The sequence below is a fragment of the Micromonospora sp. NBRC 110038 genome (assembly GCF_020884815.1).
GTDB lineage: Bacteria > Actinomycetota > Actinomycetes > Mycobacteriales > Micromonosporaceae > Micromonospora > Micromonospora haikouensis.
This window is the reverse complement of sequence record NZ_BBOL01000004.1, coordinates 556,685-579,742: the sequence shown is the minus strand read 5'-3', so window position 1 is coordinate 579,742 and position 23,058 is coordinate 556,685. Positions and strand designations below refer to the sequence as shown.

Annotated in this window: 18 protein-coding genes; 12 read left to right on the top strand and 6 right to left on the bottom strand. The window is 75.7% G+C overall.

Annotated features, from left to right (window positions below):
• Positions 1-136: 136 nt before the first annotated feature.
• Positions 137-2,746, top strand: a complete 2,610-nt coding sequence (locus LPU61_RS18185; protein WP_052504039.1) for a CHAT domain-containing tetratricopeptide repeat protein — start codon at positions 137-139, stop codon at positions 2,744-2,746.
• A 126-nt stretch (positions 2,747-2,872) separates the two neighbouring features.
• Positions 2,873-3,670, top strand: coding sequence for a trypsin-like serine protease (locus LPU61_RS18180; protein ID WP_043969203.1), 798 nt, complete (start codon positions 2,873-2,875; stop codon positions 3,668-3,670).
• Positions 3,671-3,730: 60 nt separating this feature from the next.
• Here the strand turns inward: LPU61_RS18180 and LPU61_RS18175 are convergent, their stop codons facing one another.
• The gene (locus LPU61_RS18175) at positions 3,731-5,017 is read right to left on the bottom strand and encodes a YncE family protein (RefSeq protein WP_229405572.1); all 1,287 of its coding nucleotides are present in this window, start codon (positions 5,015-5,017) and stop codon (positions 3,731-3,733) included.
• A gap of 181 nt (positions 5,018-5,198) precedes the next feature.
• On the opposite strand from LPU61_RS18175, the gene LPU61_RS18170 reads away from it, so the two are divergent.
• Positions 5,199-6,443, top strand: a complete 1,245-nt coding sequence (locus tag LPU61_RS18170) for a CdaR family transcriptional regulator (protein ID WP_229405571.1) — start codon at positions 5,199-5,201, stop codon at positions 6,441-6,443.
• Positions 6,444-6,694: 251 nt separating this feature from the next.
• Here the strand turns inward: LPU61_RS18170 and LPU61_RS18165 are convergent, their stop codons facing one another.
• Positions 6,695-7,261: a GNAT family N-acetyltransferase gene (locus tag LPU61_RS18165; RefSeq protein WP_229405570.1), complete on the bottom strand. Its 567-nt coding sequence runs from the start codon at positions 7,259-7,261 to the stop codon at positions 6,695-6,697.
• On the bottom strand, positions 7,258-9,384 hold the full coding sequence (locus tag LPU61_RS18160) for a penicillin acylase family protein (protein WP_229405569.1): 2,127 nt from the start codon (positions 9,382-9,384) through the stop codon (positions 7,258-7,260). Before LPU61_RS18160 ends, LPU61_RS18165 begins: the two co-directional genes overlap by 4 nt.
• Before the next feature lie 46 nt (positions 9,385-9,430).
• On the opposite strand from LPU61_RS18160, the gene LPU61_RS18155 reads away from it, so the two are divergent.
• The 5 genes from LPU61_RS18155 (at position 9,431) to LPU61_RS18135 (ending at position 15,949) form a co-directional block, all read left to right on the top strand.
• Positions 9,431-10,141: a siderophore-interacting protein gene (locus LPU61_RS18155; RefSeq protein ID WP_229405568.1), complete on the top strand. Its 711-nt coding sequence runs from the start codon at positions 9,431-9,433 to the stop codon at positions 10,139-10,141.
• Positions 10,138-11,619, top strand: a complete 1,482-nt coding sequence (locus tag LPU61_RS18150; protein WP_229405567.1) for an MFS transporter — start codon at positions 10,138-10,140, stop codon at positions 11,617-11,619. Before LPU61_RS18155 ends, LPU61_RS18150 begins: the two co-directional genes overlap by 4 nt.
• A gap of 331 nt (positions 11,620-11,950) precedes the next feature.
• The gene (locus tag LPU61_RS18145) at positions 11,951-14,167 is read left to right on the top strand and encodes a carbohydrate-binding module family 20 domain-containing protein (RefSeq protein ID WP_229405566.1); all 2,217 of its coding nucleotides are present in this window, start codon (positions 11,951-11,953) and stop codon (positions 14,165-14,167) included.
• Between the two features lie 167 nt (positions 14,168-14,334).
• Positions 14,335-14,913, top strand: a complete 579-nt coding sequence (locus LPU61_RS18140) for a GNAT family N-acetyltransferase (protein ID WP_043969196.1) — start codon at positions 14,335-14,337, stop codon at positions 14,911-14,913.
• 139 nt (positions 14,914-15,052) lie between these two features.
• Complete coding sequence (locus LPU61_RS18135) at positions 15,053-15,949, top strand: siderophore-interacting protein (RefSeq protein WP_229405565.1); 897 nt, start codon at positions 15,053-15,055, stop codon at positions 15,947-15,949.
• Between the two features lie 49 nt (positions 15,950-15,998).
• Here LPU61_RS18135 and LPU61_RS18130 read toward each other — a convergent pair whose 3' ends face one another.
• Both LPU61_RS18130 and LPU61_RS18125 read right to left on the bottom strand, forming a co-directional pair.
• Positions 15,999-17,330: an RICIN domain-containing protein gene (locus LPU61_RS18130; protein WP_229405564.1), complete on the bottom strand. Its 1,332-nt coding sequence runs from the start codon at positions 17,328-17,330 to the stop codon at positions 15,999-16,001.
• A gap of 179 nt (positions 17,331-17,509) precedes the next feature.
• Positions 17,510-17,959 carry a hypothetical protein gene (locus LPU61_RS18125; protein ID WP_043969194.1) on the bottom strand — a complete coding sequence of 150 codons (450 nt, stop codon included), beginning with the start codon at positions 17,957-17,959 and terminating at the stop codon, positions 17,510-17,512.
• Between the two features lie 101 nt (positions 17,960-18,060).
• Between LPU61_RS18125 and LPU61_RS18120 the strand changes: the two genes are divergently transcribed.
• The 4 genes from LPU61_RS18120 to LPU61_RS18105 all read left to right on the top strand — a co-directional run bounded on the left by LPU61_RS18120 (position 18,061) and on the right by LPU61_RS18105 (position 21,701).
• Entirely contained in the window at positions 18,061-18,753 is a 693-nt protein-coding gene (locus LPU61_RS18120) for a response regulator transcription factor (protein ID WP_043969193.1), read from the top strand.
• Positions 18,750-20,048: a HAMP domain-containing sensor histidine kinase gene (locus tag LPU61_RS18115; RefSeq protein WP_043969192.1), complete on the top strand. Its 1,299-nt coding sequence runs from the start codon at positions 18,750-18,752 to the stop codon at positions 20,046-20,048. Before LPU61_RS18120 ends, LPU61_RS18115 begins: the two co-directional genes overlap by 4 nt.
• 72 nt (positions 20,049-20,120) lie before the next feature.
• The gene (locus LPU61_RS18110) at positions 20,121-20,621 is read left to right on the top strand and encodes a PepSY domain-containing protein (protein ID WP_043969191.1); all 501 of its coding nucleotides are present in this window, start codon (positions 20,121-20,123) and stop codon (positions 20,619-20,621) included.
• Positions 20,622-21,092: 471 nt separating this feature from the next.
• Positions 21,093-21,701 (top strand): sigma-70 family RNA polymerase sigma factor, encoded by a 609-nt coding sequence (locus LPU61_RS18105; RefSeq protein WP_043969190.1) that lies wholly within the window; start codon positions 21,093-21,095, stop codon positions 21,699-21,701.
• 86 nt (positions 21,702-21,787) lie between these two features.
• Here the strand turns inward: LPU61_RS18105 and LPU61_RS18100 are convergent, their stop codons facing one another.
• Entirely contained in the window at positions 21,788-22,585 is a 798-nt protein-coding gene (locus LPU61_RS18100) for a zf-HC2 domain-containing protein (protein WP_229405563.1), read from the bottom strand.
• Between the last annotated feature and the right edge of the window lie 473 nt (positions 22,586-23,058).

The window sequence follows — 23,058 nt, the reverse complement described above, 5'->3', positions numbered from 1 at the left end:
AGCACGTCGGGGCGCTGTCGATTCTTCCAAAGCATAGTTGAAAGTCAATTGGAGGAATGGGCGGTCCAATGCCGGCAATTTCCACTGTCGGACCCCGGATTGACGGTGGCCGGGTCCATCGGGAACGCTGTCTGTCATGGCCGACAGCGCCGGTTCCGCCGGCGCGGCCCAGTCCGCGCTCGACGCCGTGCAGCGCTATCCCCGCGAGGCGATCGCGATCGCGCAGCGGGTGCTCGCCGCCGGTCGCGCCGTCGCCGGTGACGAGCGGTCCACCGCCGAACGGGCGATCGGCCTGGCCCTGCGGGAGCTCAACGACCTGCCCGGGGCGCTGCGGCACCTGCGCCGGGCGGAACGGGCCGCCACGACGCCCCGGGTGCGGGCCCTGGCCCGGATGAGCCTCGGCTACGTGCTGGCCAACGCCGGCCGCACCGCCGCGGCGCTGCGGGCGGTGACCGCCGCCCTGCCGCAGCTCACCGGCGCCGACGCCGGGCGGGCCCGGATGCAGCGGGGCGTGGTGCTGCACTACCGGGGCCGCTACGACGAGGCGGTGCGCGACTACTCGCTCGCCGTCGACATCGCCCAGCGCGAGGGCGACCGGCTGCTGGAGGCCCGGGCCCGCAACAACCGGGGCCTGCTCAACGCCCACCGGGGCGCGCGGGGCCGCGACGACGACCTCGCCCGGTCGGCGGCCATCTTCGAGGGGCTGGGGCTGGACCTCGCGGCCGCCGACGCCCGCTGGAACCTGGGCATCGCGGCCGGCCAGCGCGGCGACACGGTGGGGGCGCTGCGCTGCTTCGCCGAGGTCGAACGGGAATACCGGCGTCTCGCCGTGCCCCGGCCGGCGCTGCTGCTGGACCGCTTCGAGCTGCTGCTGTCGGTGCCCCTGCTCGACGAGGCGGTCGAGGTCGCCGCCGTGGCCGTGCGGGAGCTGAACCGCCGGGGCATGGCCTCCGACCTCGCCGAGGCGCTGCTGGCCCGGGCCAGGGCGGCGCTGCTCGCCGGCGACCTGGACACCGCCACCGGCACGGCAGCCCAGGCGCGGGCCCGGTTCCGCCGCCAGGGCCGCCGCACCTGGGCCGCCTTCGCCCGGCACGTGGAGTTGCGCGCCGAGTTCCGCCGGGGCACCCGCTCGGCGGCCCTGTTGACGGCGTTGGTGCGTACCGCCGGTCAGCTCGACGCGACCGGGTGGCCCGGCCCCGCGCTGACCACGCGGATCGACGCCGGCCGGCTGGCCGCCGCGCTGGGCCGCACCGACCGTGCGGCGGACCTGCTGGACGCGGCGGCCCGCGCCCGCCGGTGGGGCACCGCGCCCGGCCGCGCCCAGGGGTGGTACGCCCTGGCGCTGTCGCACCGGCTCGCCGGGGACGACCGGGCTGCGGCGCGGGCGCTGCGCCGTGGGCTGGCCGTGCTGGACAGCCACCGGGCCTCGCTCGGCGCCACCGAGCTGCGGGCGCACAGCGGGGCGTACGGGCAGGAGTTGGCCGCCGAGGGCCTCGACATCGCGGTCCGCTCGGGCGCCCCGGCTCGGGTGCTGGCCTGGGCGGAGCGGTGGCGGGCCAGCGCGGTGCGCACCCGGGCGGCGCTGCCGCCGGCCGACCCGGACCTGTTCGCCGCGCTCACCGAGCTGCGGCTGGTCAGCAGCCTGCTGGAGGACACCCTGCTCGCCGGCCGGCCGGCGCACGCGCTGCGGGGCCGGCAGGCCCGGCTGGAGCAGCACATCCGCGACCTGTCCCGGCGGGTGCCGGGCGGCGGGGCCGTGGCGTCCCCGCCCGGCGTGTCGACGCTGGCCGGGCGGCTCGGCCCGCGCGTGCTGGTCGAGCTGGTGGCGCACGGGGAGCGGCTGCGGGCGGTGCTGGTCCGCGACGGTCGGGCGACCCTGCACGACCTCGGCCCGCTCGCCGAGGCGGCGAACCGGGCCCGGCTGCTCCGGTTCGGCCTGCGTCGGCTGGTCACCACCGGCGACTCGGCCGGCGTGCGGGCCGGCGTGGCGCACGCGGCGGCGGCGCTGGACCGGCAGCTGTTCGACCCGTTGCGCCGGCACCTGGGCGACCGCCCCCTGGTCGTCGTCCCGATCGGGGCCCTGCACGCCGTGCCGTGGTCGGGCCTGCCCAGCTGCGCCGGCCGGCCGGTCACCGTCGCCCCCTCGGCCACGGCCTGGCTGGTCGCGGACCGCCGGGACGCGCCGGACGGGCCGCCGGTGCTGGCGGCGGGCCCGCGCCTGCCGGCGGCGCAGACCGAGGTACGCCAGCTCGCCGGCGTGCTGCCGGGCGCGCGGGTGTTCACCGGGGCGGACGCCACCGCCGGCGCGCTGACCGCCGCGTTGGACGGTGCGGCGCTGGCCCACATCGCCGCGCACGGCACGTTCCGGGCCGACAACCCGCTCTTCTCCCGCCTGGAGCTGGCCGACGGGCCGCTGCTGGCGTACGAGCTGGAGCGGCTGCCCCGGCCACCCGGCTGCGTCGTGCTGTCCGCGTGCGACTCGGGGCTGTCCGGGGTACGCCCCGGCGACGAGGTCATGGGCTTCACGGCGGTGCTGCTGGCCCGGGGCGCCCGCTGCCTGGTGGCCACCGTGCTGCCGGTGCCGGCCGAGCCCACCACCGCGCTGATGCTCGACCTGCACCGCAGGATGCGCCAGGGTGCGCGGCCGGCGCGCGCCCTGGCCGACGCCCAGGCCGCGTTCGTGGCGACGGGCGACGGCGCCGGCCTGGCCACGGCGGCGGCCTTCGTCTGCTTCGGTGCCGGCTGAGCGCCGCGATAGCACCGTCGTATGACCAGGTGAGGATGATTAGTAATCGACGTTGCTAAATATGATTCGCGTCATCCGAAGGCGGCGCGTCACCCCCGGGGCGCCGCAGATGATGCGGAGGAACACATGGTTCGCTGGCGCACCCTCACCGGCCTGTTGGCCACCGCGCTCGCCGCGGTGACCGCGGGCAGCCTCACCCTCGCCGCACCCGCCGCCGCCGCGGGCGACGCCACGGTCACCCCGAACGTCGTCGGCGGCACGCCCGCCGCACAGGGCGAGTTCCCCTTCATGGTGCGGCTCTCCATGGGCTGCGGCGGCTCGCTCTACAGCCCCACCCTGGTCCTCACCGCCGCGCACTGCGTCGGCCGCACCGGCGCCAACACCAGCATCACCGCCACGCTCGGCGTGGTCGACCTCCAGTCGGCCAGCCGGATCACCGTCCGGTCCAACTACGTCTACCGCGCGCCCGGCTACACCGGCAACGGCAAGGACTGGGCGCTGATCCGCCTGGCCACCCCGGTCACCGGCCTGGCCACCCTGCCCATCGCCACCACCGGCGCGTACGACAGCGGCACCTTCACCGTCGCCGGCTGGGGCGCGGCGCGCGAGGGCGGCGCGCAGCAGCGCTACCTGCTCAAGGCCACCGTGCCGTTCGTCAGCGACTCCGTCTGCAGCACCAACTACGGCGGCGACATCATCCCGGCCGAGGAGATCTGCGCCGGCTACGCCTCCGGCGGCACGGACACCTGCCAGGGCGACTCGGGCGGCCCGATGTTCCGCCGCGACGCCACCAACGCCTGGATCCAGGTCGGCATCGTCAGCTGGGGTGAGGGCTGCGCCCGCCCCAACTACCCGGGCGTCTACACGCAGGTGAGCTACTTCGCCTCCGCGATCGCCTCGGCCGCCACCAGCCTCGGCGGCTGACCACGGGCAGACGGCTGCGGCCCGGCCGGATCACCGGCCGGGCCGCAGCCGCGCGGGGGACTACCGGGCGGCCGGCGGGGTCCAGCCGGCGGGGAGGTGCCCGATCCGCACCCGCTGCGGGTGGTCGCCGACGGGCACGCTGACCACCTTCTGGCCCGTGGCGAAGCTGATCGCGGTGACCTGGTCGGCGCCCGACTCCGAGATGACGCAGTCGCGGCCGTCGCCGCTCACCGTCGCCCAGTACGGCTTGCTGGCCGTGACCAGCGGACCCGGGGTGAGGGTGGACCGGTCGACGATCGTGGTGTAGTCGTCCATCGTCCCGGCGACGCAGAGCTTCGCCCCGTCCGGGCTGATCGACATGCCGTGGTGCCGCGAGTCGTTGACCCACTTCGTGCGGTCCTCGGTGGTGTTCGGGTTCTTCGGCAGCGTGGCGACCCGGGTGACCCGGTCGCCGGCCACGTCGTACTCGACGAAGCCGTTGAAGAACGACACCTGGAAGTAGAGCTTGCTCTCGTCGGGGGTGAAGACCGCCGGCCGGACGGCGTCGGAGAGGTCGCTGCGGCCGTACGCGTCGAGCCGGGGCCGCATGTCGATCTCCTTGACCTTCGCGAAGGTGGTCGCGTCGGCGATGGTGATCTTCCGGTCGCCCTTGGTCCAGTCCTGCGACGGGGCGTCGAGCGAGCTGTTGACGTCCCCGATGGACATGTTCCAGATGTGCCGGCCGCCGTCGGTGAAGATGTTCTCGTGCGGGGTGTCGCCGGTGCCGAACGAGCCCACCTGCTTGCCCGTGTTGATGTCGAGCACGTGCACGGTGTCCGAGGTGGACGCCGAGACCGCGACGCGGGTGCCGTCGGGGGAGACGGCCATGTGGTCGGAGCGGAACCCGGAGACGGGGAACCGCCAGCGCACCGCGCCGGTGCGCAGGTCGATCGAGACGACGTCGGCGAAGCTGGGCCGGGACGCCACCAGCGCCGTCCCGTCCGGCGTGGTGTACATGTCATCGACGAGCTGGTCGTGCCCCTCGCCGGGGCCCTGCTGGATGCCCAGGTAGAAGGCGAGCTTGATCGGGTTGAGGTAGATCTCCCAGAGCCGCTGCTGCTTGTCGGGCACGACGTTGACCCGGCCGAGGCGGGCGTAGTCGCCCCGGGAGCGGATGACGTCGACGGTGCCCTCCCAGTTGTTGCCGACGAACATCACCTCCTCCAGGGCGGCGGCGCCCACCGGCGCGGCGGGGGCGGCGACGGCCGGGGCCGGCGCGGTGGTGGCCACGACGGCGAGGGCGGCGGCGAGGGCGCCGTACCTGCGGGCGCGGCGGACGGGCGGGGAGGACGGTGCTGCTGCGGGCATGGGCTGCTCCTGCCGGTGGGGGCGACCGATGGTGGCGTTCCGCGGTGCGCTGGTGCGGTGTTACTTTGCGGTAACAGAAGGAAACCAACCGAAGCCGGACTCCCGGTAGGGCACGGGGGCCAAAACCCGGCCGGGTCGTTGTGGACGGCCCACAGTGGCCGGGGCGGAGGGAAGCGGGCCGATGAGGATGCCGGAGCGGGCCGGGGCCCTCGGCGCGCTGCTGCGCGAGCTGGCGACCGACCGGCGGGTCGTGGACGAGATGGTCGAGGCGGCCCGGGAACACTCGCCCGAGGTGGCCCGGCTGCCGACGGCCGAGAACCGTCGGCACGTGGCGGCCCTGCTGACCGCCGGGCTGGCGTCGTTCGAACGGCTGGTGGAGCCGAGCGAGCGGGACTTCGCCGAGGCCCGACGCCTCGGGGCCGACCGGGCCGCGCAGGGCGTCTCCGTCGCCGGCCTGCTGCGCGGGGTGCAGGCCGGCCGGCAGCGCGTGGTCGAGATCGCGCTCGACCGGGGCCGGGCCGCCGGGATACCCGACACCGCGCTGCTGGACGCCCTGCTGGAGCTCGGCCGGTACGCAAGCGCGCTGGAGCGCGCCCTGGTCGACGGCCATCACACGGCGGAGCTGGAGCTGGCCCGCACCCGCCGCGACGCCCGCAACCGGCTGCTGCGTCGGCTGCTGCTCGACGAGGCGGGCGACGGGCACCCCGGGGACGATCTCGGGCTGCGCCCCGACGACCTGGCCGCCTTCGGGCTGCGCCCCGACGGCCGCTACCACTGCGTGGTCACCGAGCTGACCGACCCGGCCCGGATCGCGGCGGTGGAGCGGCAGCTCTGCGGCGGCGGCGCGCTGTTCGGCACCGTCGACGACCGGCTCGCCGGCCTGTGCGTACGGCTGCCGCCCGCCGACCTCGCCGACGCGGCCGGGCTCGTGGTGGCCGCCCCGGCGCGGCCCCTGGCACAGGCCCCGGCCCTGCACCGGCTCTGCGTGGCCGCCCTGCGCGCCGCGTCCCGGGCCGGGCTGCGTGGCCTGCACCGGGTGGTCGACCTCGCCGGGGAGACCGCGTTGGCCGCCCAGCCGGCCCTGGCCGACCTGGTCAGCGGGGAGCTGCTGGCGGCCCTCGACCCGGCCGACGAGTTCCACCGGCAGCTCGCCTCGACCGTGCTGACCTACCTCGACCACGGCCAGCGGCTGGACCGCACGGCCGAGGCCCTGCACCTGCACCCGAACACCGTGCGCTACCGGCTGCGCCGGGTGCAGGAGCTGACCGCGATGCCGCCGACCCTCGCCGAGCCGGGCGGCCGGTGGCCGGTGCCGCAGACGGTGCGCTGGTGGTGGGCGCTGCGCACCTGGCTCGACGGCGACCCGCTGCGCGATCCGGCCGCCGGCCGTCCCGGGCTCGCCCAGCCGCACCGCCCGGCGAGGTGACTCCACCCCGGCGCATAGGGAGCTGAGTCGAAGACGACATCACCGCGCCCCGCCCCGGCTGGCCCGCCCCGGCTGCCCCGCCCCGGCTTGGCCCGCGTCGGCACCGGGCCGGCCCGGACGGGGAGCGGCGGGTGATGTCGTGGATGACTCAGCTCCCTATGCGCCGGCTCTGCGGCATCGCCCGCCGCCCGCCGCCCGCCGCCCGCCGCCGCCCGCCGCCCGCCGCCCGCCGCCGCCCGGCCCGCAGGTCGTCAGCCGGGCAGCGGGGCGGGGAAGAGCGCCTCGAAGCGGTCCCGGGTCAGGAACGCCAGCCGGGCCCGCTTGTCCGGCATGTCGATCTCGTCGTCGAACGTGAAGCCGGAGCGCTCCAGCCGGCGCAGCGCCAGCTCGTTGCGCACGTCCGGCTCGACCACGACCCGCTGCCGGGCCGGGTCGCGGAACAGGAACCGCACCAGCGCCGGACCTACCGCGCCGGTGAAGTCGCGCCCCGCGCGCCGACCGGGGGCCAACAGCAGGTGCATGCCGACGTCGCCGGGCCGCACCGGGTAGCGCTCGCCGACCGGGTCGGCCTCGGGCTGGTAGGTCTGGAACAGACCGACCGGCGCGCCGTCGAGCAGGATCAGGTACGCGTGGTGCGTCGCCAGCCCGTCGACGAAGGCGTAGACCTCGCGGACCTCGTCGACGGTGTAGCCGCCCATGCCCCAGTAGACGGCCCGGGGCTGGGTGACCCAGCCGTGCAGCAGCTCGGCGTGGGCCTGCGGGTCGACCGTGGCGAGGGACAGCTCGCCGAGGCCGGGCAGGTTCTCCAGGGGTGTCACGTGTTCCTCTTCTCGGGCTCGGGGCGCGGCTCGTCGGGCTCGGGGGTGAGCAGTCGCCAGTCGGTGACGACCGGGATCAGCTCGCCGCTGGCCCACCGCGGCAACTGGTCGGCGAAGTGCGGGTCGCCGGGGCGGCCGGACGCGCCGAACGGCACCACCCACCGGCTCTCCGCCCGGTCGGTCAGGTCCCACACGTACCGGGCGACCGGGCCGCGCCAGCAGGCGTCGGACAGGCCGGGGACGCTGCTGGTGGCGAGCACGCAGTCGCTGTCGCCGCCCAGCGCGACGCGGGCGCGCATCGCGTCCACCGCCGCGTCGACCTCGGGGCTGACCGGCAGGTGCACGGGGTGCAGGGTGTGCCGTTGCCCCCAGGTGCCGGGCGGGTCGCCGTGGGCCACCTCCTCCAGCGCGGCGGCGGCCACGGGGTCGACGTCGACGCCGAGGCGGGGCAGCCCGGCCACGACGGCGTCGAGGGCGTACCCGATCCGGCCGAGGGGGTTCGTCCACGGCCCGAACAACTCGTCGTACGCGCCGGGGGAGCGCAGCGGGCGCAGCGCCCGGTGCTCGTGTAGCCCCCGGGCCAGGGCCGCCCGCCAGGCGGCGTACGCGGCGGCGTCGACGCTGTCGGCGGCCATCCGCCCGTCCCAGGTGGCCAGCCGGTCCCGCAGGTCGCGGGCCGGACCGGTGAGCGCGGCGGGGCCGAGCCGGCCGAGGACGCCGCGCAGCACGCCCGCGTCGAGCCGGGTGTCCATGTGCACGGCCGCCGGTTCGGCGCCCTCGGCGAGCAGGGCGCGGATGCGGCGGGCCCGGTGCGGCGGGGCGAAGTCGCGGCCCAGCGCCGCCACGTCGGGCCGGCGGTCGTTGGCGCAGGCCGTGGGCCCGGTGACCGCCGTGCGGGGCAGCGGCGCGTACTCGCCGCTCCAGCGGTAGCGCGGCTCCCAGGCGGGCACCGGTTCCTGGCGGCACCGGTCGTCGCGCACCGGCACCAGGCCGGCGACGAGCTGGGTGACCGCGCCCGACCGGTCGGCGACGAGCACGCTGTTGACCGGCTCTACCCAGGCCTGCAGCGCGGTGGCGACGTCGTCGACGGTCCGCGACCGCAGCAGTGGCAGCAGCGCGTCGAAGCCGAGCCGCTGCGCGACGCGGCTGGGCGTGCGCAGGCTGAGCGCCTCGCCGGTGTGCCGGTCGTGGTCGACCACCGGCCCCCGGGCCGTCTCGATCACCTCGACGGGCTCCGGCTCGCCGCCGCGTACCCCGATGGTCTCGACCCGGCGGCGGGCCGGCGCCCAGCCGTCGGCCTCGCGGACCCAGACCAGGTCGCCCTCGCGGCGCAGCCGCTCGCGGTAGAGGTCCTGGTAGTCGGCCATCGCGTTGGTCACGGCCCAGGCCACGTCGCCGGCGTGGCCGAAGTGGGGCAGGCCCGGCACGCCGGGGAACGCGAAGCCGAGCACGTCGAACTCGGGGCAGGCGAGGCGCACCTGGTGGTAGATGCCGGGCAGTTCGAGGATGCGGTGCGGGTCTCCGGCGACGACCGGGGCGCGGCCGGTGACCGGGTCGGCGGGCGTCACCCAGGCGTTGCTGCCCGAACCGGCGGGGGGCTCGGCGTCGAACAGGGTGGCGGCGGTCGGGCCGAGGGTGGCGGTGACGTGGGCGCGCCACAGCTTGTTGGGGAAGGTCGAGAACAGCACGTGCTGCACCAGGAAGACCCCCAGCGGTGACCAGGGCCGCCACCGGCCGGGGGCGCAGCCGGCCGCCGCGAACTCCGGTGCCGCGGCGGCCCCCTCGGCCAGCCCGTCGTTGACCCCCTGGGCGTACGCGGCGACCCAGCGCCGGGTGGCCGGGTCGAGCCGCGCGTAGCAACTGCGGGCGGTGTCGTCGAGGCGGGCGCGGCGGGCGAAGCGGTCCCAGCCGACCTCGGCCGGTCCGAGGTGCTCGGCGAGCCGCCCCTCGGAGCGCCACCGCTCCACCTCGACCTGCCAGGCCCGGTCCAGCGCGGCGGCCCGCCCCTGCAGGCGGGCGAGGTCGTCCACGGTCTCGGCCCACAGGTGCGGCACGCCCCAGGCGTCGCGGTGGATGCCGGCGGCCCGCGTCGGCGGTGCGGCCGACTCCCGTAACAGCGTCATTTAGGTTACCCTCCCCTAACTTAGGCTGACCTTACTGGAGGGGTGCGTGAAACGGAACTGGGAAGCCCTGGTGCTCCGCGCGATGGGCGGCCGGACCTTCCGGCTCACGGTGCGGGGGACCGAGTCGGTGGGCGGGCGGTACCAGCGCCTGCACCTCGACGACGGCGGCCTGCTCGCCGAGTGCGGCGTCCACCCCACCATGTGGATCCGGCTGTGGTTCGACGACGACGGCCGACCCCACCAGCGCGCCTACACCCTCGTCGACCCCGACCCGGCGGCCGGGCGGTTCAGCCTGGAGTTCGCCCTGCACGACGGGTGCGCGGCCCGCTGGGCGAGCGCCGCCCGCGTCGGGGACACCATCGACGCCACCGTGCAGGGCAGCGCGTTCCGGCTGCCCGACCCCGCCCCGCGCCACCTCTACCTGGTCGGCGACGCCGCGTCGCTGCCGGCGGTCAACAGCCTGCTCGACGCCGCCCCCGACCTGCCCGCGACGGTCTGGGTCGAGTACGCCCACGACGACGAGAAGGCGCTGCCGTCCCGGGCCCGCCCCTGCCACGAGGTGGTCTGGGTGCCGCGCCGCGACGGGGGGCGGCACCTGGTCGACACCGTCCGGACGGCCCTGCCCGGCGCCGCCGACGCCCACTACTGGGTGGCCTGCGAGGCCGCCAGCACCCGCGACATCACCCGGCACCTGCGCCGCACCCTGGGAGTCGGCCGGCACCAGCTCACCGCGCTGGCCTACTGGAGCGCCCGGTGACGGCGACGCTGGGCACCCTCGCCCGCCCGCTGCGCACCCGGTGGCTGATCCTCGCGGTGCTCTGCCTCGCCCAGGTCACCGTGGTGCTCGACAACACCGTGCTCACCGTGGCGGTGCCCGTGCTCACCGCCGAACTGGGGGCCAGCACCGCCGATGTGCAGTGGACCATCAACGCGTACGCGTTGGTGCAGTCCGGGCTGCTGATCACCGCCGGTGGGGCCGTCGACCGGTACGGCCGCCGCCGCATGCTGCTCGCCGGCCTCGTCCTGTTCGGACTGGGTTCGCTGCTGGCCGCGCTCGCCGGGTCCACCGGCCAGCTCGTCGCCGCCCGGGCCGGGATGGGCGTCGGCGGGGCCCTGCTGGTCACCTCCACCCTGGCGGTGGCGATGCAGGTCTTCGACGCCACCGAGCGCCCCCGGGCCATCGGCGTGTGGGCCGCGGCGAGCGCGCTGGGCTTCGCGGCCGGGCCGCCCGTCGGCGGCGCCATCCTCGCGCACTTCCCGTGGGAGGCGATCTTCCTGGTCAACATCCCGATCGTGCTGCTCTGCCTGGCGGCGGGCGCGGCCCTGGTGCCGGAGTCCCGGGACCCGGCCGGCGGGCGGTTCGACCTGGGCGGGGTGGCGCTGTCCACCGCCGGCCTCACCGCGGTGGTGTACGCGATCATCGCCGGCCCGGAGCAGGGCTGGCTCTCCGTGCCGGTGTTCGGCGCGGCCGTGGGTGGCGCGCTGCTGCTCGTCGGCTTCGTCCGGTGGGAGCTGCGGGTCGCCCACCCCATGCTGGACATGGTCCTGTTCCGCAACCGGCGCTTCGTCGGCGCGATCTCCGGCGTCGTCCTGATCACCTTCGGCGCGACCGGGGCGCTGTTCCTGCTCACCCAGCACCTCCAGTTCGTCCGGGGCTACCCCGCCTGGGAGGCCGGGCTGCGGATGGTGCCGTTCGCGCTGTCCATCGTCGTGCTCAACCTCGCCGGGGTGGCCGCGCGGCTGATCCACCGGCTGGGCACGGCCGCCGCCATCGCCGTCGGCATGGCGCTGCTCGCCGGGGGCCTGCTGCTGGTCACCCACGCCCCGTCCGACGGCTACGCCGTGCTGCTGGCCGGGCTGCTCACGATGGGCACCGGCTGCGCCCTGGCCAACCCGGCGATCGTGGAGGCGGTGATGAGCGCGATCCCGCCGGAGAAGGCCGGGGCGGGCGCCGGGGTGGACGGCACGATGACGGAGGTCGGCAGCAGCCTCGGTGTCGCCGTGCTGGGGGCGGTGCTCAACGCCCGGTTCGCCGCGTTGCTGCCCGCCGCGCTGGCCGGCGCCGGCTCGTTCCCCGCCGCGCTCGCCGCCGCCGCGACGGACGCCGAGCGCGGTCAGGTCACCGACGCCTTCCGGGCCGCGTCGGAGGCCGGGCAGACCGTCGGGGCCGTTGCCGTCCTCGCCGGTGGGCTGCTCGCCGCGTGGCTGCTGCGCCGGGCGCAGCGGGCCGGCTGAGGGGGACGTCGCGGCAACGGCGAACTGAAAGCAGCTGGAAACTCTTGCGGAGAAAGCTACGTCGGGCCGGGCGGCGCGTCAATGGCGTCCCGGTTTTCGAAGCGCGCTGGGTGCTCACGCGGTGACCCGCCGCAGTGGAGTGTCCGGGGCTGGCCTGCGACTTTCCGGGGGAGTGTGACCGTTCACGTGGCGGCGGTGTTGCCGGTGGGTTTCAAGAATCTTGCCGCAAGGTCTTGCAATCCCTTTCAGGTATGCCGCATCGTTTCGCTACCCGGACGGCCGTCCACACGCGTCAGTGCCTCTTCGACCCCGGAAGAAGGTTCCCCCTGTCATGGAATCCGTAGGGCCACACCCCCGTGGCCGCGCCAGTCGCCTGCTGCTCGCCGCCGCGATCGTCGCGGCCGGCGCGACACCGGCGATCGTCGCTGCCGCCACCACCACCGCCACCTCCGCCCGTGCCGCCGTCGCCCTCAACGACAGCGAGGTGACGGCGAACCTGTGGGAGTGGAACTGGAACTCCGTCTCCGCCGCCTGCACCAACCACCTCGGCCCCGCCGGCTACGGCGCGGTCCAGGTCGCGCCGCCCCAGGAGTCGGTCAGCCTGCCCAACAGCGCCGACGGCGTGCACCCCTGGTACGAGGTGTACCAGCCGGTGTCGTACAAGCTGGAGAGCCGCTTCGGCAACCGCGCGCAGTTCGCGGCCATGGTCACCGCCTGCCACAACGCCGGCGTACGCGTGTACGTCGACGCGGTCGTCAACCACATGGCTGGCGCGAACAACCCGGAGTCCGTCGTCGGCTACGCCGGCACCGACTTCTCCGGCCCCGGCTACAGCTTCCCCGCGGTGCCCTACGGCACCGGCGACTTCCACCGGCCGGGCGACAACTGCCCGACCAACGGCACCATCAACGACTGGAACAACGAGGCCCAGGTCACCAGCTGCGAGCTGCTGTCCCTGACGGACCTGTACACCGAGAAGGACAGCGTCCGCACCAAGATCGCCGCCTTCCTCAACGACATGATCGGCCTCGGCGTCGACGGGTTCCGGGTGGACGCCGTCAAGCACGTCAAGAAGGAGGACTTCGCGGCGATCCTCGGCAAGCTGAACAACACCGTCGCCGAGAACAAGCGCCCGTACGTCGCCCAGGAGATCTTCGACGGCGCGAGCAACGACGCCCTCAAGGCGCGGGCCTTCATCGGCAACGGCGACGTGCTCGACTTCGCGTACGCCAAGGGTCTGAAGTCCGCCTTCCAGGGCTCGATCTCCACGCTCGCCAACGTCGGCAGCTGGAACCTCGACGCGCCCAGCGCCAACGTCTTCGCCATGGTCACCAACCACGACCTGGAGCGCGACGGGGTCGTGCTGTCCTACAAGAACGGCAGCGACTACACCCTGGCCAACTACTTCGCCCTGGCCTACCCGCACGGCAAGCCGTCGGTCTACGACAGCTTCTCCTGGTCCAACCGCAACCAGTCCCCGCCGGCCGACGGCAACGGCTACGTCACCGACACCGTCTGCGGCGGCTCCTGGAACTGCCTGACCCAGTCCATCGGCATCAAGGGCATGGTCGGCTGGGCCAACGCCGCGCGGTCGGTCAAGACCGTCTCGGACTTCACGGCGGTGAACAGCAACGTCATCGGCTTCCACCGCGGCGACCGCGCCTGGATCGGCATCAACGACTCCGGCAGCGCCGCCACCGCCACGTTCACCACCGGCCTCGCCGACGGCCAGTACTGCGACGTCGTCTCCGGCCCCGCCACCGCGTCCGGCTGCGCCGGCGCCACGGTGACCGTCTCCGGCGGCCGGGCGTCGGTGACGATCCCGGCCAACAACGCGGTCGCGATCCACGTGGGCGCCCGCCCCGGCGCGACCCCGTCGCCGACGGCCAGCCCCACGGTGTCCCCGACCGCGTCGCCGACGGCCACCCCGACCACCAACCCGACCGACAAGGTCGCTACGACCTTCACCGTCGGCGCGACCCCGGCCGCCGGCCAGGACGTCTACGTGGTCGGCAGCGTCGCCGAGCTGGGCTCGTGGGCCCCGGCCAGTGCCGTCAAGCTGACCGCGCAGGGCGGCGGCACCTACCGGGCCGTGGTCGACCTGCCCCGGTCCACGGCAGTGGAGTACAAGTTCATCAAGAAGACCGCCGCCGGCGCGGTCACCTGGGAGTCCGGGGCGAACCGGACGTTCACCACCCCCGCCAGCGGCACCTACGCGGTCACCGAGACGTTCCGCGGCGACACCGTCACGAGCGGGCAGATCGCCACCTCGTTCAACGCCACCGTCACGACCAGCTACGGCCAGAACGTCTACGTCGTCGGCAACGTCGCGGCCCTCGGCGGGTGGAACCCGGCCAACGCCGTGGCGCTCTCCTCGGCCACCTACCCGGTCTGGCGGGCGACGGTCGACCTGCCCCCGAACACCGCCGTCGAGTACAAGTACGTGAAGAAGAACCCCGACGGCACCGTGACCTGGGAGTCCGGCGGCAACCGCACCTTCACCACCCCGGCCAGCGGCACCCGGACCAACACCGACACTTGGAGGTAGCCGCCGCGCACGCGGCGACGCGGGTGGCCGGCCCCGACACCGACGGGGGCCGGCCACCCGTCCGCGTACGTGTCGCGGGTGGACGGGCGACGTGCGCGGCCGTCGATGGTGTGGCTAAGCTGCCCTGACCTGACTGTCCGTCACGGTGTCGTCCACCGAGGAGTCACATGACGACCGCATCGACCACCTGCCGGCGACACGTCGAGGGGTTCGGCGAGGTGCTCATCCGCCCCGTCGAGCCGGCCCGCGACGTCGACGTGCTCCACGACTGGGTCACCCGGGAGCGGTCGCGGTTCTGGGGCATGCGCGAGGCCAGCCGCGAGCGGGTGCGCGAGATCTACGAGTACCTCGACTCGCTCGCCACCCACCACGCCTACCTCGTGCACCGCGACGGCCGGCCGGCGGCGCTGTTCCAGACGTACGAGCCGGCGGCCGACCCGGTCGGCGAGTGCTACGACGTGCGCCCGGGCGACTTCGGCGTCCACCTGCTGATCGGCCCGCCGGACGGCGGCGTCGAGCCCGGCTTCACCGGAGCCGTCCTCGACGCGTTTCTCGCCTTCGTGCTGGCCGACCCGGGCCGGCTGCGCATCGTCGCCGAGCCGGACGCGCGCAACGACAAGGCGGTCGCCCGGCTGGTCCGCGCCGGGTTCGTGCCCGGGCCGCAGATCGACCTGCCGGAGAAGCGGGCCCAGCTGCTCTTCCTGGACCGGTCTGTCTTCCTCGACCGGGTGGCCGCCCGGGGCTGAGCCGGCGGTCGGTCGCCCGGTGGAGGGACGGCCGCCCACCCCCGTGCGCGCGCGTGTAAGGGTAGGCTAACCTGACCGGTGTCCGATGATCGACGCCGGGTGCCGTGGGACGGGACCCCGCCGGAGTCCGAGAGGCGCCATGACCCAGACCCTGCCCATCGCGCCGTGGCGGCTGTTCGACGTCGAGGTCCGCGCCGTGCGGCGGCTCAGCCCGTCGTTCGTCCGCGTCACCTTCACCGGCGCCGACCTCGACCGGTTCGCCGACAACGGCTACGACCAGCGGATCAAGCTGGCGCTGCCGCTGCCCGGGCAGGCCGGGGTGAACCTCCCCGAGGGCCCCGACTGGTACGCCCGCTACCGGGCCCTGCCCGAGCACCTGCGTAACCCGGTCCGCACGTACACCGTCCGGGCCGCCCGCCCGCACCTGGCCGAGGTGGACGTCGACCTCGTCCTGCACGGCGACGGCGGCCCCGCCACCCGGTGGGCCCGCCGGGTGTGCCCCGGCGACCGGGCGGCCCTGCTCGGCCCCGACGCCGGCTTCGACGGCGAGCACGGCGGCATCGAGTTCCGGCCGCCACCGGCGGGCCGGCTGCTGCTGGCCGGCGACGAGACCGCCGTGCCGGCGATCACCGCCATCCTGGAGCGGCTCCCGGCCGACGCCCGGGGACAGGCGCTGCTGGAGGTGCCCGAGCCCGCCGACGCGCTCCGCGTCGCCGCGCCGCCCGGCATGCGGGTCACCTGGCTGCCCCGCGCCGGCGGGCGGCACGGCAGCCGCCTCGTGCCCGCCGTCGCGGCGGCCGACCTGCTCTGCGGCCCCCCGCCGGGCGCCGGCCCGGTCGCCGACGTCGACGTCGACCGGGAACTGCTCTGGGAGGTGCCGACCCCGGCGACGCCGGTGCCGCTGTACGCGTGGCTGGCGGGGGAGGCCGGCGTCATCCGTACGCTGCGCCGGCACCTGGTGGCGGAGCGGGGGCTGGACCGGCGGGCGGTGGCCTTCATGGGGTACTGGCGGCTGGGCCGGGCCGACCCCGCCTGAGCCGCCGCCGGTGCGTCTGCACCCGGCGGCGGCCCGGTGCGGCCACCGGTCAGCAGCGGCTGATCGACGAGTTGTTCAACGTGACGTTGCTGATGGTCAGGTTGTCCACGCAGGGGCTCTCCACGATCCGGCTGTTGACCAGCGTGAAGTTGCGCAGCGTGACGTCGCGGGTGCCGGGGAACTCGGTGCGCTCGGCGAGCCGCACCTCACCGCCGCCGCTGATCGTGCCGCCGCCGGAGGCGATGTTCACGCCGTAGCAGTTCTCGATCAGGATGGCGTTGTTGCCGGTGTTGGCGATGTCGACCCGGTCGATCGTCGCCCCGCCGGACTCGGAGACGCAGAAGATCCCCCGGCCGCCGCCGCGGGCGCGCACCGTCCCCACCCGGACGTTGGTCGGGTAGCTGTCGCCGACGCGGCCGTTGCGGTTGGCCATCCGGAACGCCGCGTACCCGGTGCCGGTGCCGGCGTTCTCCGCGTCGACGGTGGTGACGGTGGCGTTGATGGTCTGGTTGAGCAGCAGCCCCGACTCGCCGACGTTGCGGGCGGTGACGGTGCCGACGGTCAGGCCGTCGACGCCGTAGGTCTCGACGGCGTGCGAGCTGGCCCCGGAGACGTAGACGTTGTCGATGCGCACGTTGCGCGTCCACTGGCTGGTGTCGCCGCGGTTGTCGATGCGCACGCCCAGGCCGGCGGTCAGCCGCATGTCGATCTGCCCGAGGACCACGTTGGTGACGTTTCGCAGGAAGATCCCGTACAGCGGGCTGCCCGTGACGGTGAGGTGCTGCACCTCCACCTGTGTGGTCCCCCGGGAGTAGATGGGCGCCTGGTCGCCGGAGCCGGTGCCGGTCACGTTGATCGTGCCGCACACGTCGATGGTGGTGTAGCTGGGCAGCGAGATCCGGGAGCCGGCGCTGATCGAGCCGGATCCGCGCACCACCACCCGCTGCTTGCTGGTGCGCCCGGCGGTCAGGCTGTTCACGGCGGCCTGCACGGCGGCGCGCATGTCGGTGCCGGTGTGGACCGTGCTGCCGCCGTTGCGGACCGTCCAAGTGCTGCCGCCGAGCACCGCCTCGGCCTGGAACGAGCCCGACCCGCAGTCGGCGGCGGCACCGGCCCGGACGAGCTGCCACTGCTGGTTGGCCCCGCCCAGGTCCTGGTACTGCGAGATCATGCCCCCGTCGGCGGTGGACCAGCCCCACACGTCGAGGGCCTTGCCGGAGTGCCGGTTGACGAACACGTACGGGGTGCCGGTGTCGACGGTGGCGGCGGAGGCTGCCTGCGGGCCGACCGCCACGGCCGCGCCGACCAGGGCGAGCGCGGTGGCGACCGGCAGGCCGAACCGCCGGGCGCGGGGGCGTCGGCGGGGGACGGGGAGTCTCATCGGTGCTCCTTTGGGTGCGGTGGCGTCGGACCGGCCGCGCCCGGAAGCCGGTGGGCCGGCGGGACGGATCGGCAAGCGCTTTCCGGACAGCGACCAGCATCGATGCTTTCGTTCGCCTTCCGCCGTGTCAAGGCGTCGCCCCGTCGCGTCGCGTCGCCCACCGGCTCCCGCCGCCGTGGTCAGTCGTCCGCGACGGCCACCGGCTCGCCGCCCACGCACCGCACCTTCAGCTCGTGCTCCCCGCCCGGCCCGACGAAGGTGACCTCGACGTCGTCGTCCGGCCCCCGGTCGACGTCGGCGACCCGGTGGTCCTGCGCGGGGGCCCAGGAGACCAGGCGTACCCCGCCCGGTCCGCACTCGGCCACGGCCGTGCCGCCGGCGGTCGCGAAGGCCCGCCGGGCACCGGGGCCGGCCGGCCCCGCGGGCTCGCCGGTGCCGGGGGAGGAGGCGCCGGAAGCCGTGGGCGCCGGCGTGGCCAGCGCCCGCTCGACCTCCTCCTGGCTGCGCACCCCGCCCGGGGTGCCGGTGATGCTCTCCCCGACCAGCCGGATGGCGGCCATCCCGACCAGCGTGGCGAGCACGGCGGTGGCCAGCCACCCCGCGACCGCGAGTAACGAACGACGACGCATTCCCCGACTATCCCCGATCGAGGGTTGACCGTGGCACGGGACGACGCTAAGGGAGGGTTAAGAGCCGGGCCGGCGCCGGCCGGTGCGGCTAGCCTCGTCGTGTGCCCCGCCTGCTGCTGATCGAGGACGACCTGACCATCCGCACGCCGCTGGTGCGGGCGTTGCGGGACCGGGGCCACGCCGTGGCCGCCGCGTCGACCGCGATGGACGGGCTGCGCGACGCCCTGGACAACCGGCCGGACCTGGTCGTGCTCGACCTGGGCCTGCCCGACCTGGACGGGCGGGAGCTGCTGCGGATGCTGCGGGCGGTCAGCGCGGTGCCCGTCATCGTGGCCACCGCCCGTGACGACGAGACCGAGATCGTCCGGGTCCTCGACGCGGGCGCCGACGACTACGTCGTGAAGCCGTTCACCGCCGCCCAGCTCGACGCGCGGGTCCGCGCGGTGCTGCGGCGCGGCGCGGGCACCGGGGCGGACGATCCCACGCTCGTGGTGGGCGGCCTGCGCGTCGACCCGCGCGCCCGCCAGGTGACCCTCGACGGCGTCGCGGTCGAGCTGACCCCGCGCGAGTTCGACCTGCTGCACCACCTCGCCGCCCGCCCCGGCGAGGTGGTCACCAAGCGGGAGCTGCTCACCGAGGTCTGGCAGATCCCCTACGGCGGCGCGGACAAGACCGTCGACGTGCACCTGTCGTGGCTGCGCCGCAAGCTGGGCGAGAACGCCCAGCAGCCCCGCTACCTGCACACCGTGCGGGGCGTGGGCGTGCGGCTGGAGCCGCCGGGCGGCGCGGCGTGAGGGCCCGCCTGGCGCTGCTGGCCGCCGCCGTCAGCGTGCTCACCCTCGTGGCGTTCCTCGTGCCGCTGGCGCTGCTGGTGCGCGCCGTCGCCGAGGACCGGGCCACCGTCCGGGCCACCGCCGACGCGCAGAGCCTGGTGCCCGTGGTGGGCACCGCCGACGCCGAGACCATCCGGCTGACCGTCGAGCAGCTCGCCGCCGAGTCCGGCCGCCCGGTCAGCGTCTACCTGCCCGGCGACACCGTGCTCGGCACGCCCGTCCCGCGTACCCCCGCGGTGGCCCTGGCCGAACGCGGGCAGAGCCTCACCGCGGAGTCCGACGCGGGACGCGAGGTGGTGATCGCCGTGCAGGGCCGGCCGGACGGCACCGGGGTGATCCGCACGGTCGTGCCCCGCGCCGAGCTGACGGCCGGGGTGACCCGGGCCTGGCTCGTGCTGGCCCTGCTCGGCGTGCTGCTGGTGCTGGTGGGGCTGGCCGTGGCCGACCGGCTGGCCCGCACCCTGGTCCGGCCGATCACCGAGCTGTCGGCGGTGTCGCACCGGCTCGCCAACGCCGAGCTGGACGCGCGGGTCACCCCCGCCGGCCCGGCCGAGCTGCGCGAGGTGGCCGGCGCGCTCAACCACCTGGCCGGCCGCATCCAGGTGCTCCTGGCACAGGAACGCGAGCAGGTGGCTGACCTGTCCCACCGGCTGCGTACCCCGCTCACCGCCCTGCGGTTGGAGGCCGAGTCGCTGCCCGACCCGCAGGACGCGGCCCGGATCGCCGCCGCGGCGGACGCGCTGGAGCGGGCCGTGACCGGCCTGATCCGCCAGGCCCGCCGCGACCGGTCACCGGCCACCGCCCCGAGCGCCTGCGACGCGGCCGCCGTGGTCGCCGACCGGGTGGCGTTCTGGTCGGTGCTGGCCGAGGACACCGGACGGGAGGTCCACCGTGACCTGGCCGGCGGGCCGCTGCCGGTCGGGGTGCCCGCCGACGAGCTGGCCGCCGCGGTCGACGCGCTGCTCGGCAACGTCTTCGCGCACACCCCCGACGGCACCGCGTTCACCGTCCGGCTCGCCCGGCGGGACGGGCGGGTGCTGCTCGCCGTGGCCGACTCCGGCCCCGGCATGCCCGCCGCCACCGTGGCCCGGGGCGCGAGCCCGGCCGGGTCCACCGGCCTCGGCCTGGACATCGCCCGCCGGGCGGCGGAGGCCGCCGGGGGCCGGCTGGAGCTGCGCACCGCCCACGGCGGCGGGGCGGAGGTGCGGCTCTGGCTCGGCCCGCCGACGTCCCGGTCGGCCTTAACCGGGCCTTAGCGTCGGTGCAGCGCGCCGCTATCCCGCCGGGACCGATCCTTCTAGGCAGGAACACGAGGAAAGGTGCCCGAGATGAAGCGTAACTCCCTGATCATGGCGTCCCTGGGCGGCGCGGCGATGCTGGCGGCGGCCGGGGTGGCCGTCGGCGTCACCGCCGCCGACGACCGGGTGGCTCGCACCACCCTGACCGCCGCCACCGCCGCCCCGGCGGCCACCACCCCGGACGACGGCGCGAGCGGCACCCCGACCGGCGCTCCCACGGCCACCGGCGTGCCGTCGGCCACCGGTGCCCCGGCGGACACCGGTGCCCCGGCCGGCAAGGTCGACCAGCAGCGGGCCGGCGAGATCGCCCTCGCGCGGGCCGGCGGCGGGCGGATCGTCGAGATCGAGGCCGACGACGAGAACGGCCGGGCGGTGTGGAGCATCGAGATCGTCGATGGGCAGACCGAGCACGAGATCGACGTCGACCGCAACGACGGCACCGTGGTCGAGGCCGAGAAGGAGCCGGTCGACGGCGACGATCACCACGACGCGGACGACCGCGACGACGATGACGACCGCGACGACGACTGAGTCGGGCGGCGGGCCGAGCGCCCGTACGTCACCGTGAGACACGAGCGGGCCGCCCCCGATGGGTGCGGCCCGCTCGTCCGCGTCGACGACCCCGGAACTGGCGTGGGGCGAAGCCCTCCGGCCGCCCGGGCATCCCTGGCCCCAGCTCCGTGATCAAGAGGTTTGCGTCATCGTCGAGATCAACCCTGACGCTTTTCTCTTGATCACCGGGGCGGGCGGGCGGGTGGGGTGGGGTGGGTGGGTGGGGGTGGGAACTTTTTGGGGGTGGGGGCCGACAAACCGGGGTGCGGCGCTTCCGGGCGGCGTATCGAGATCGGCCCTTCGCCCCGGCGGAGGGTGCCAACCGCCGGAGCTGGGCCGGGAGACAGACCACGTGAACCGAGCAGCGTCGCGGACCGTACCGGTCCAGGTGAGCGCCCGACGGCACCGCCCGTCGCGGCCGACGATCGGCACCGGCGCGGACGGCCGCCGGTGAGCGGCCCCGGTGGCGGAGCGGGGTGGGCAGTCGGCGCGGGGGCCGACGACGAGCAGGTGACCCGCTGGGCCCGACTGGCCGGCGCGGGCGACCAGCCGGCGGCCGCCGCGTTCGTGCGGGCCCTGCAGGGTCCGGTGTGGCGGTTCCTGGCCCACCTCGCCGGGCCCGGGGAGGCCGACGACCTCACCCAGGAGACGTTCCTGCGCGCGCTGCGCAGCCTGCCCGGCTTCGCCGGCCGGTCCTCGGCCCGCACCTGGGTGTTCAGCATCGCCCGCCGCGTCGCCGTCGACCACGTCCGCACGGCGGTCACCCGCCCGCGCACGGCGGCGTTGCCGGACTGGCAGGCGGCGGCGGAGGGCGCGGGCATGGCCGAGCCGGGCACGGACGACGGGGTCGTCCTGCGCCAGCTGATCGCCGGTCTGGCCCCGGAGCGCCGGGAGGCGTTCGTCGCCACCCAGGTCGCCGGCCTGTCGTACGCCGAGGCAGCGCAGGTGTGCGGCTGCCCCGTCGGCACGATCCGCTCCCGGGTGGCGCGGGCGCGGGAGGACCTCGTGGCGGCCTGGCACGCCGACAGCCGGCCGACCCGGTCGACGCGGGCCGGCTGAGCCCACCCGCCGCCCGCCCCGCGGGTCGGTGGGCCGCCCCCGCGTCCGATCCAGGGTGCCCTCGGGCCGCGGGGATCTGCGCCCGGTCAGGCGGCCTGCCGGTCGTCCCGCCCGCCGGCCGCCGCGGCGGGGCGGGCGTGGGCCCGCGCCGAGTACGGGTGCGGGGGCAGCAGCCGCAGCGTCGGCGCCGACGGTTCGGGCGCGTCCAGCTCGACGCGCCAGCGGGATCCCGACGACCGGCCCTGTCGGGGCGCGGGTCCACCCGGCCGCAGGCCGGGGCGCGACAGCAGCGCGGTGAGCACCCAGCCGAACACCAGGATCGCGTGGCTGACCAGCCGCGACACGGCGACCTGGCCGGTCACCAGGTCGTTCACCGACAGCAGCACCAGGGTCGCGACGAAGGCGCTGAGCATCGGCAGCACGCCGGCCGGCGGGAACCGCCGTACCGCCACGAACAGGAATCCGGCGCCGACGGCGACGTTCCAGGCCGCCGACTCGTGCCACAGGTGCTGCCCGGTGGCGTGCGCGTGGGCGACGGTGGTGCCCCGGCCCACCTGCACCAGCCCCAACACCACCTGCACCGCCCCCACCAGCCCCAGCGTGGCCCGCAGCCCGGCGACCAGGCGCTCCCGCCACCGTCGCGCCGACCACCGCCGCCGCGCCGGCGGCGCGGCGGCGACGGCGGCGAGCACCGTGTCGGCCAGGTCGGGCGTCGCCGTCACCACCCGGGTACGCGCCCGGCGGGTCACCGCCGCAGCCGTCTCGAACCACGCCCGGCAGTCACCGCACGTGACCAGGTGCCCCTCGGCCGCGACCCGCTCGGTCGGGGTCTCCTCCCCGTCCAACTGGGCCGACAGCATCTCCCGCCACCGCTCGCACCGCATGTACCGATAGTCGCTCGGCGGCGCGGCGTGGTTCCCGCGCGATCCGGCGGGCGTCGGGACGAGCTCCGACGGCGAGGCGTCCTGCAATGGATCCCGGCGACCCGGCCGAGCGCTCGGTGACCGGGCGGCGTCATCGGCTACGGTGAGCGCATGGGTTGCTTCGCCGCGATGGACGTCCGCGCCGCCGCATAGCGGCGGTATCGCGGTTGCCCGTGACCGCGGCCTCGTCGCCCGCCCCGTCGGGGTCAGGGCCGGGCGTACCGCCGGATCGGTGTCCCGCCGGCAGCCCGCGCGTCTCGGCGGGCTGCCGGATCGTCCCGCGTGATCCGGGGAGCAGACCCATGTCGCAGCAGTCTCGTCCACCGCACCCGGCCACCTTCGCCGGCCCGCCCGGGGCATCCCTCACCGGAACCGACAGGCTCGCCGCACCCGCACCCGCACCCGCACCCGCAGCGACGCCGAAGCGTGACGTG

Excerpts from the sequence above, each read along its gene's own strand:
- LPU61_RS18130 (WP_229405564.1), bottom strand. The coding sequence starts at position 17,330 with ATGAGACTCCCCGTCCCCCGCCGACGCCCCCGCGCCCGGCGGTTCGGC.
- LPU61_RS18160 (WP_229405569.1), bottom strand. The coding sequence starts at position 9,384 with ATGACGCTGTTACGGGAGTCGGCCGCACCGCCGACGCGGGCCGCCGGC.
- LPU61_RS18170 (WP_229405571.1), top strand. The coding sequence starts at position 5,199 with ATGAGGATGCCGGAGCGGGCCGGGGCCCTCGGCGCGCTGCTGCGCGAG.
- LPU61_RS18110 (WP_043969191.1), top strand. The coding sequence starts at position 20,121 with ATGAAGCGTAACTCCCTGATCATGGCGTCCCTGGGCGGCGCGGCGATG.
- LPU61_RS18180 (WP_043969203.1), top strand. The coding sequence starts at position 2,873 with ATGGTTCGCTGGCGCACCCTCACCGGCCTGTTGGCCACCGCGCTCGCC.
- LPU61_RS18140 (WP_043969196.1), top strand. The coding sequence starts at position 14,335 with ATGACGACCGCATCGACCACCTGCCGGCGACACGTCGAGGGGTTCGGC.
- LPU61_RS18125 (WP_043969194.1), bottom strand. The coding sequence starts at position 17,959 with ATGCGTCGTCGTTCGTTACTCGCGGTCGCGGGGTGGCTGGCCACCGCC.
- LPU61_RS18100 (WP_229405563.1), bottom strand. The coding sequence starts at position 22,585 with ATGCGGTGCGAGCGGTGGCGGGAGATGCTGTCGGCCCAGTTGGACGGG.
- LPU61_RS18175 (WP_229405572.1), bottom strand. The coding sequence starts at position 5,017 with ATGCCCGCAGCAGCACCGTCCTCCCCGCCCGTCCGCCGCGCCCGCAGG.
- LPU61_RS18145 (WP_229405566.1), top strand. The coding sequence starts at position 11,951 with ATGGAATCCGTAGGGCCACACCCCCGTGGCCGCGCCAGTCGCCTGCTG.
- LPU61_RS18135 (WP_229405565.1), top strand. The coding sequence starts at position 15,053 with ATGACCCAGACCCTGCCCATCGCGCCGTGGCGGCTGTTCGACGTCGAG.
- LPU61_RS18185 (WP_052504039.1), top strand. The coding sequence starts at position 137 with ATGGCCGACAGCGCCGGTTCCGCCGGCGCGGCCCAGTCCGCGCTCGAC.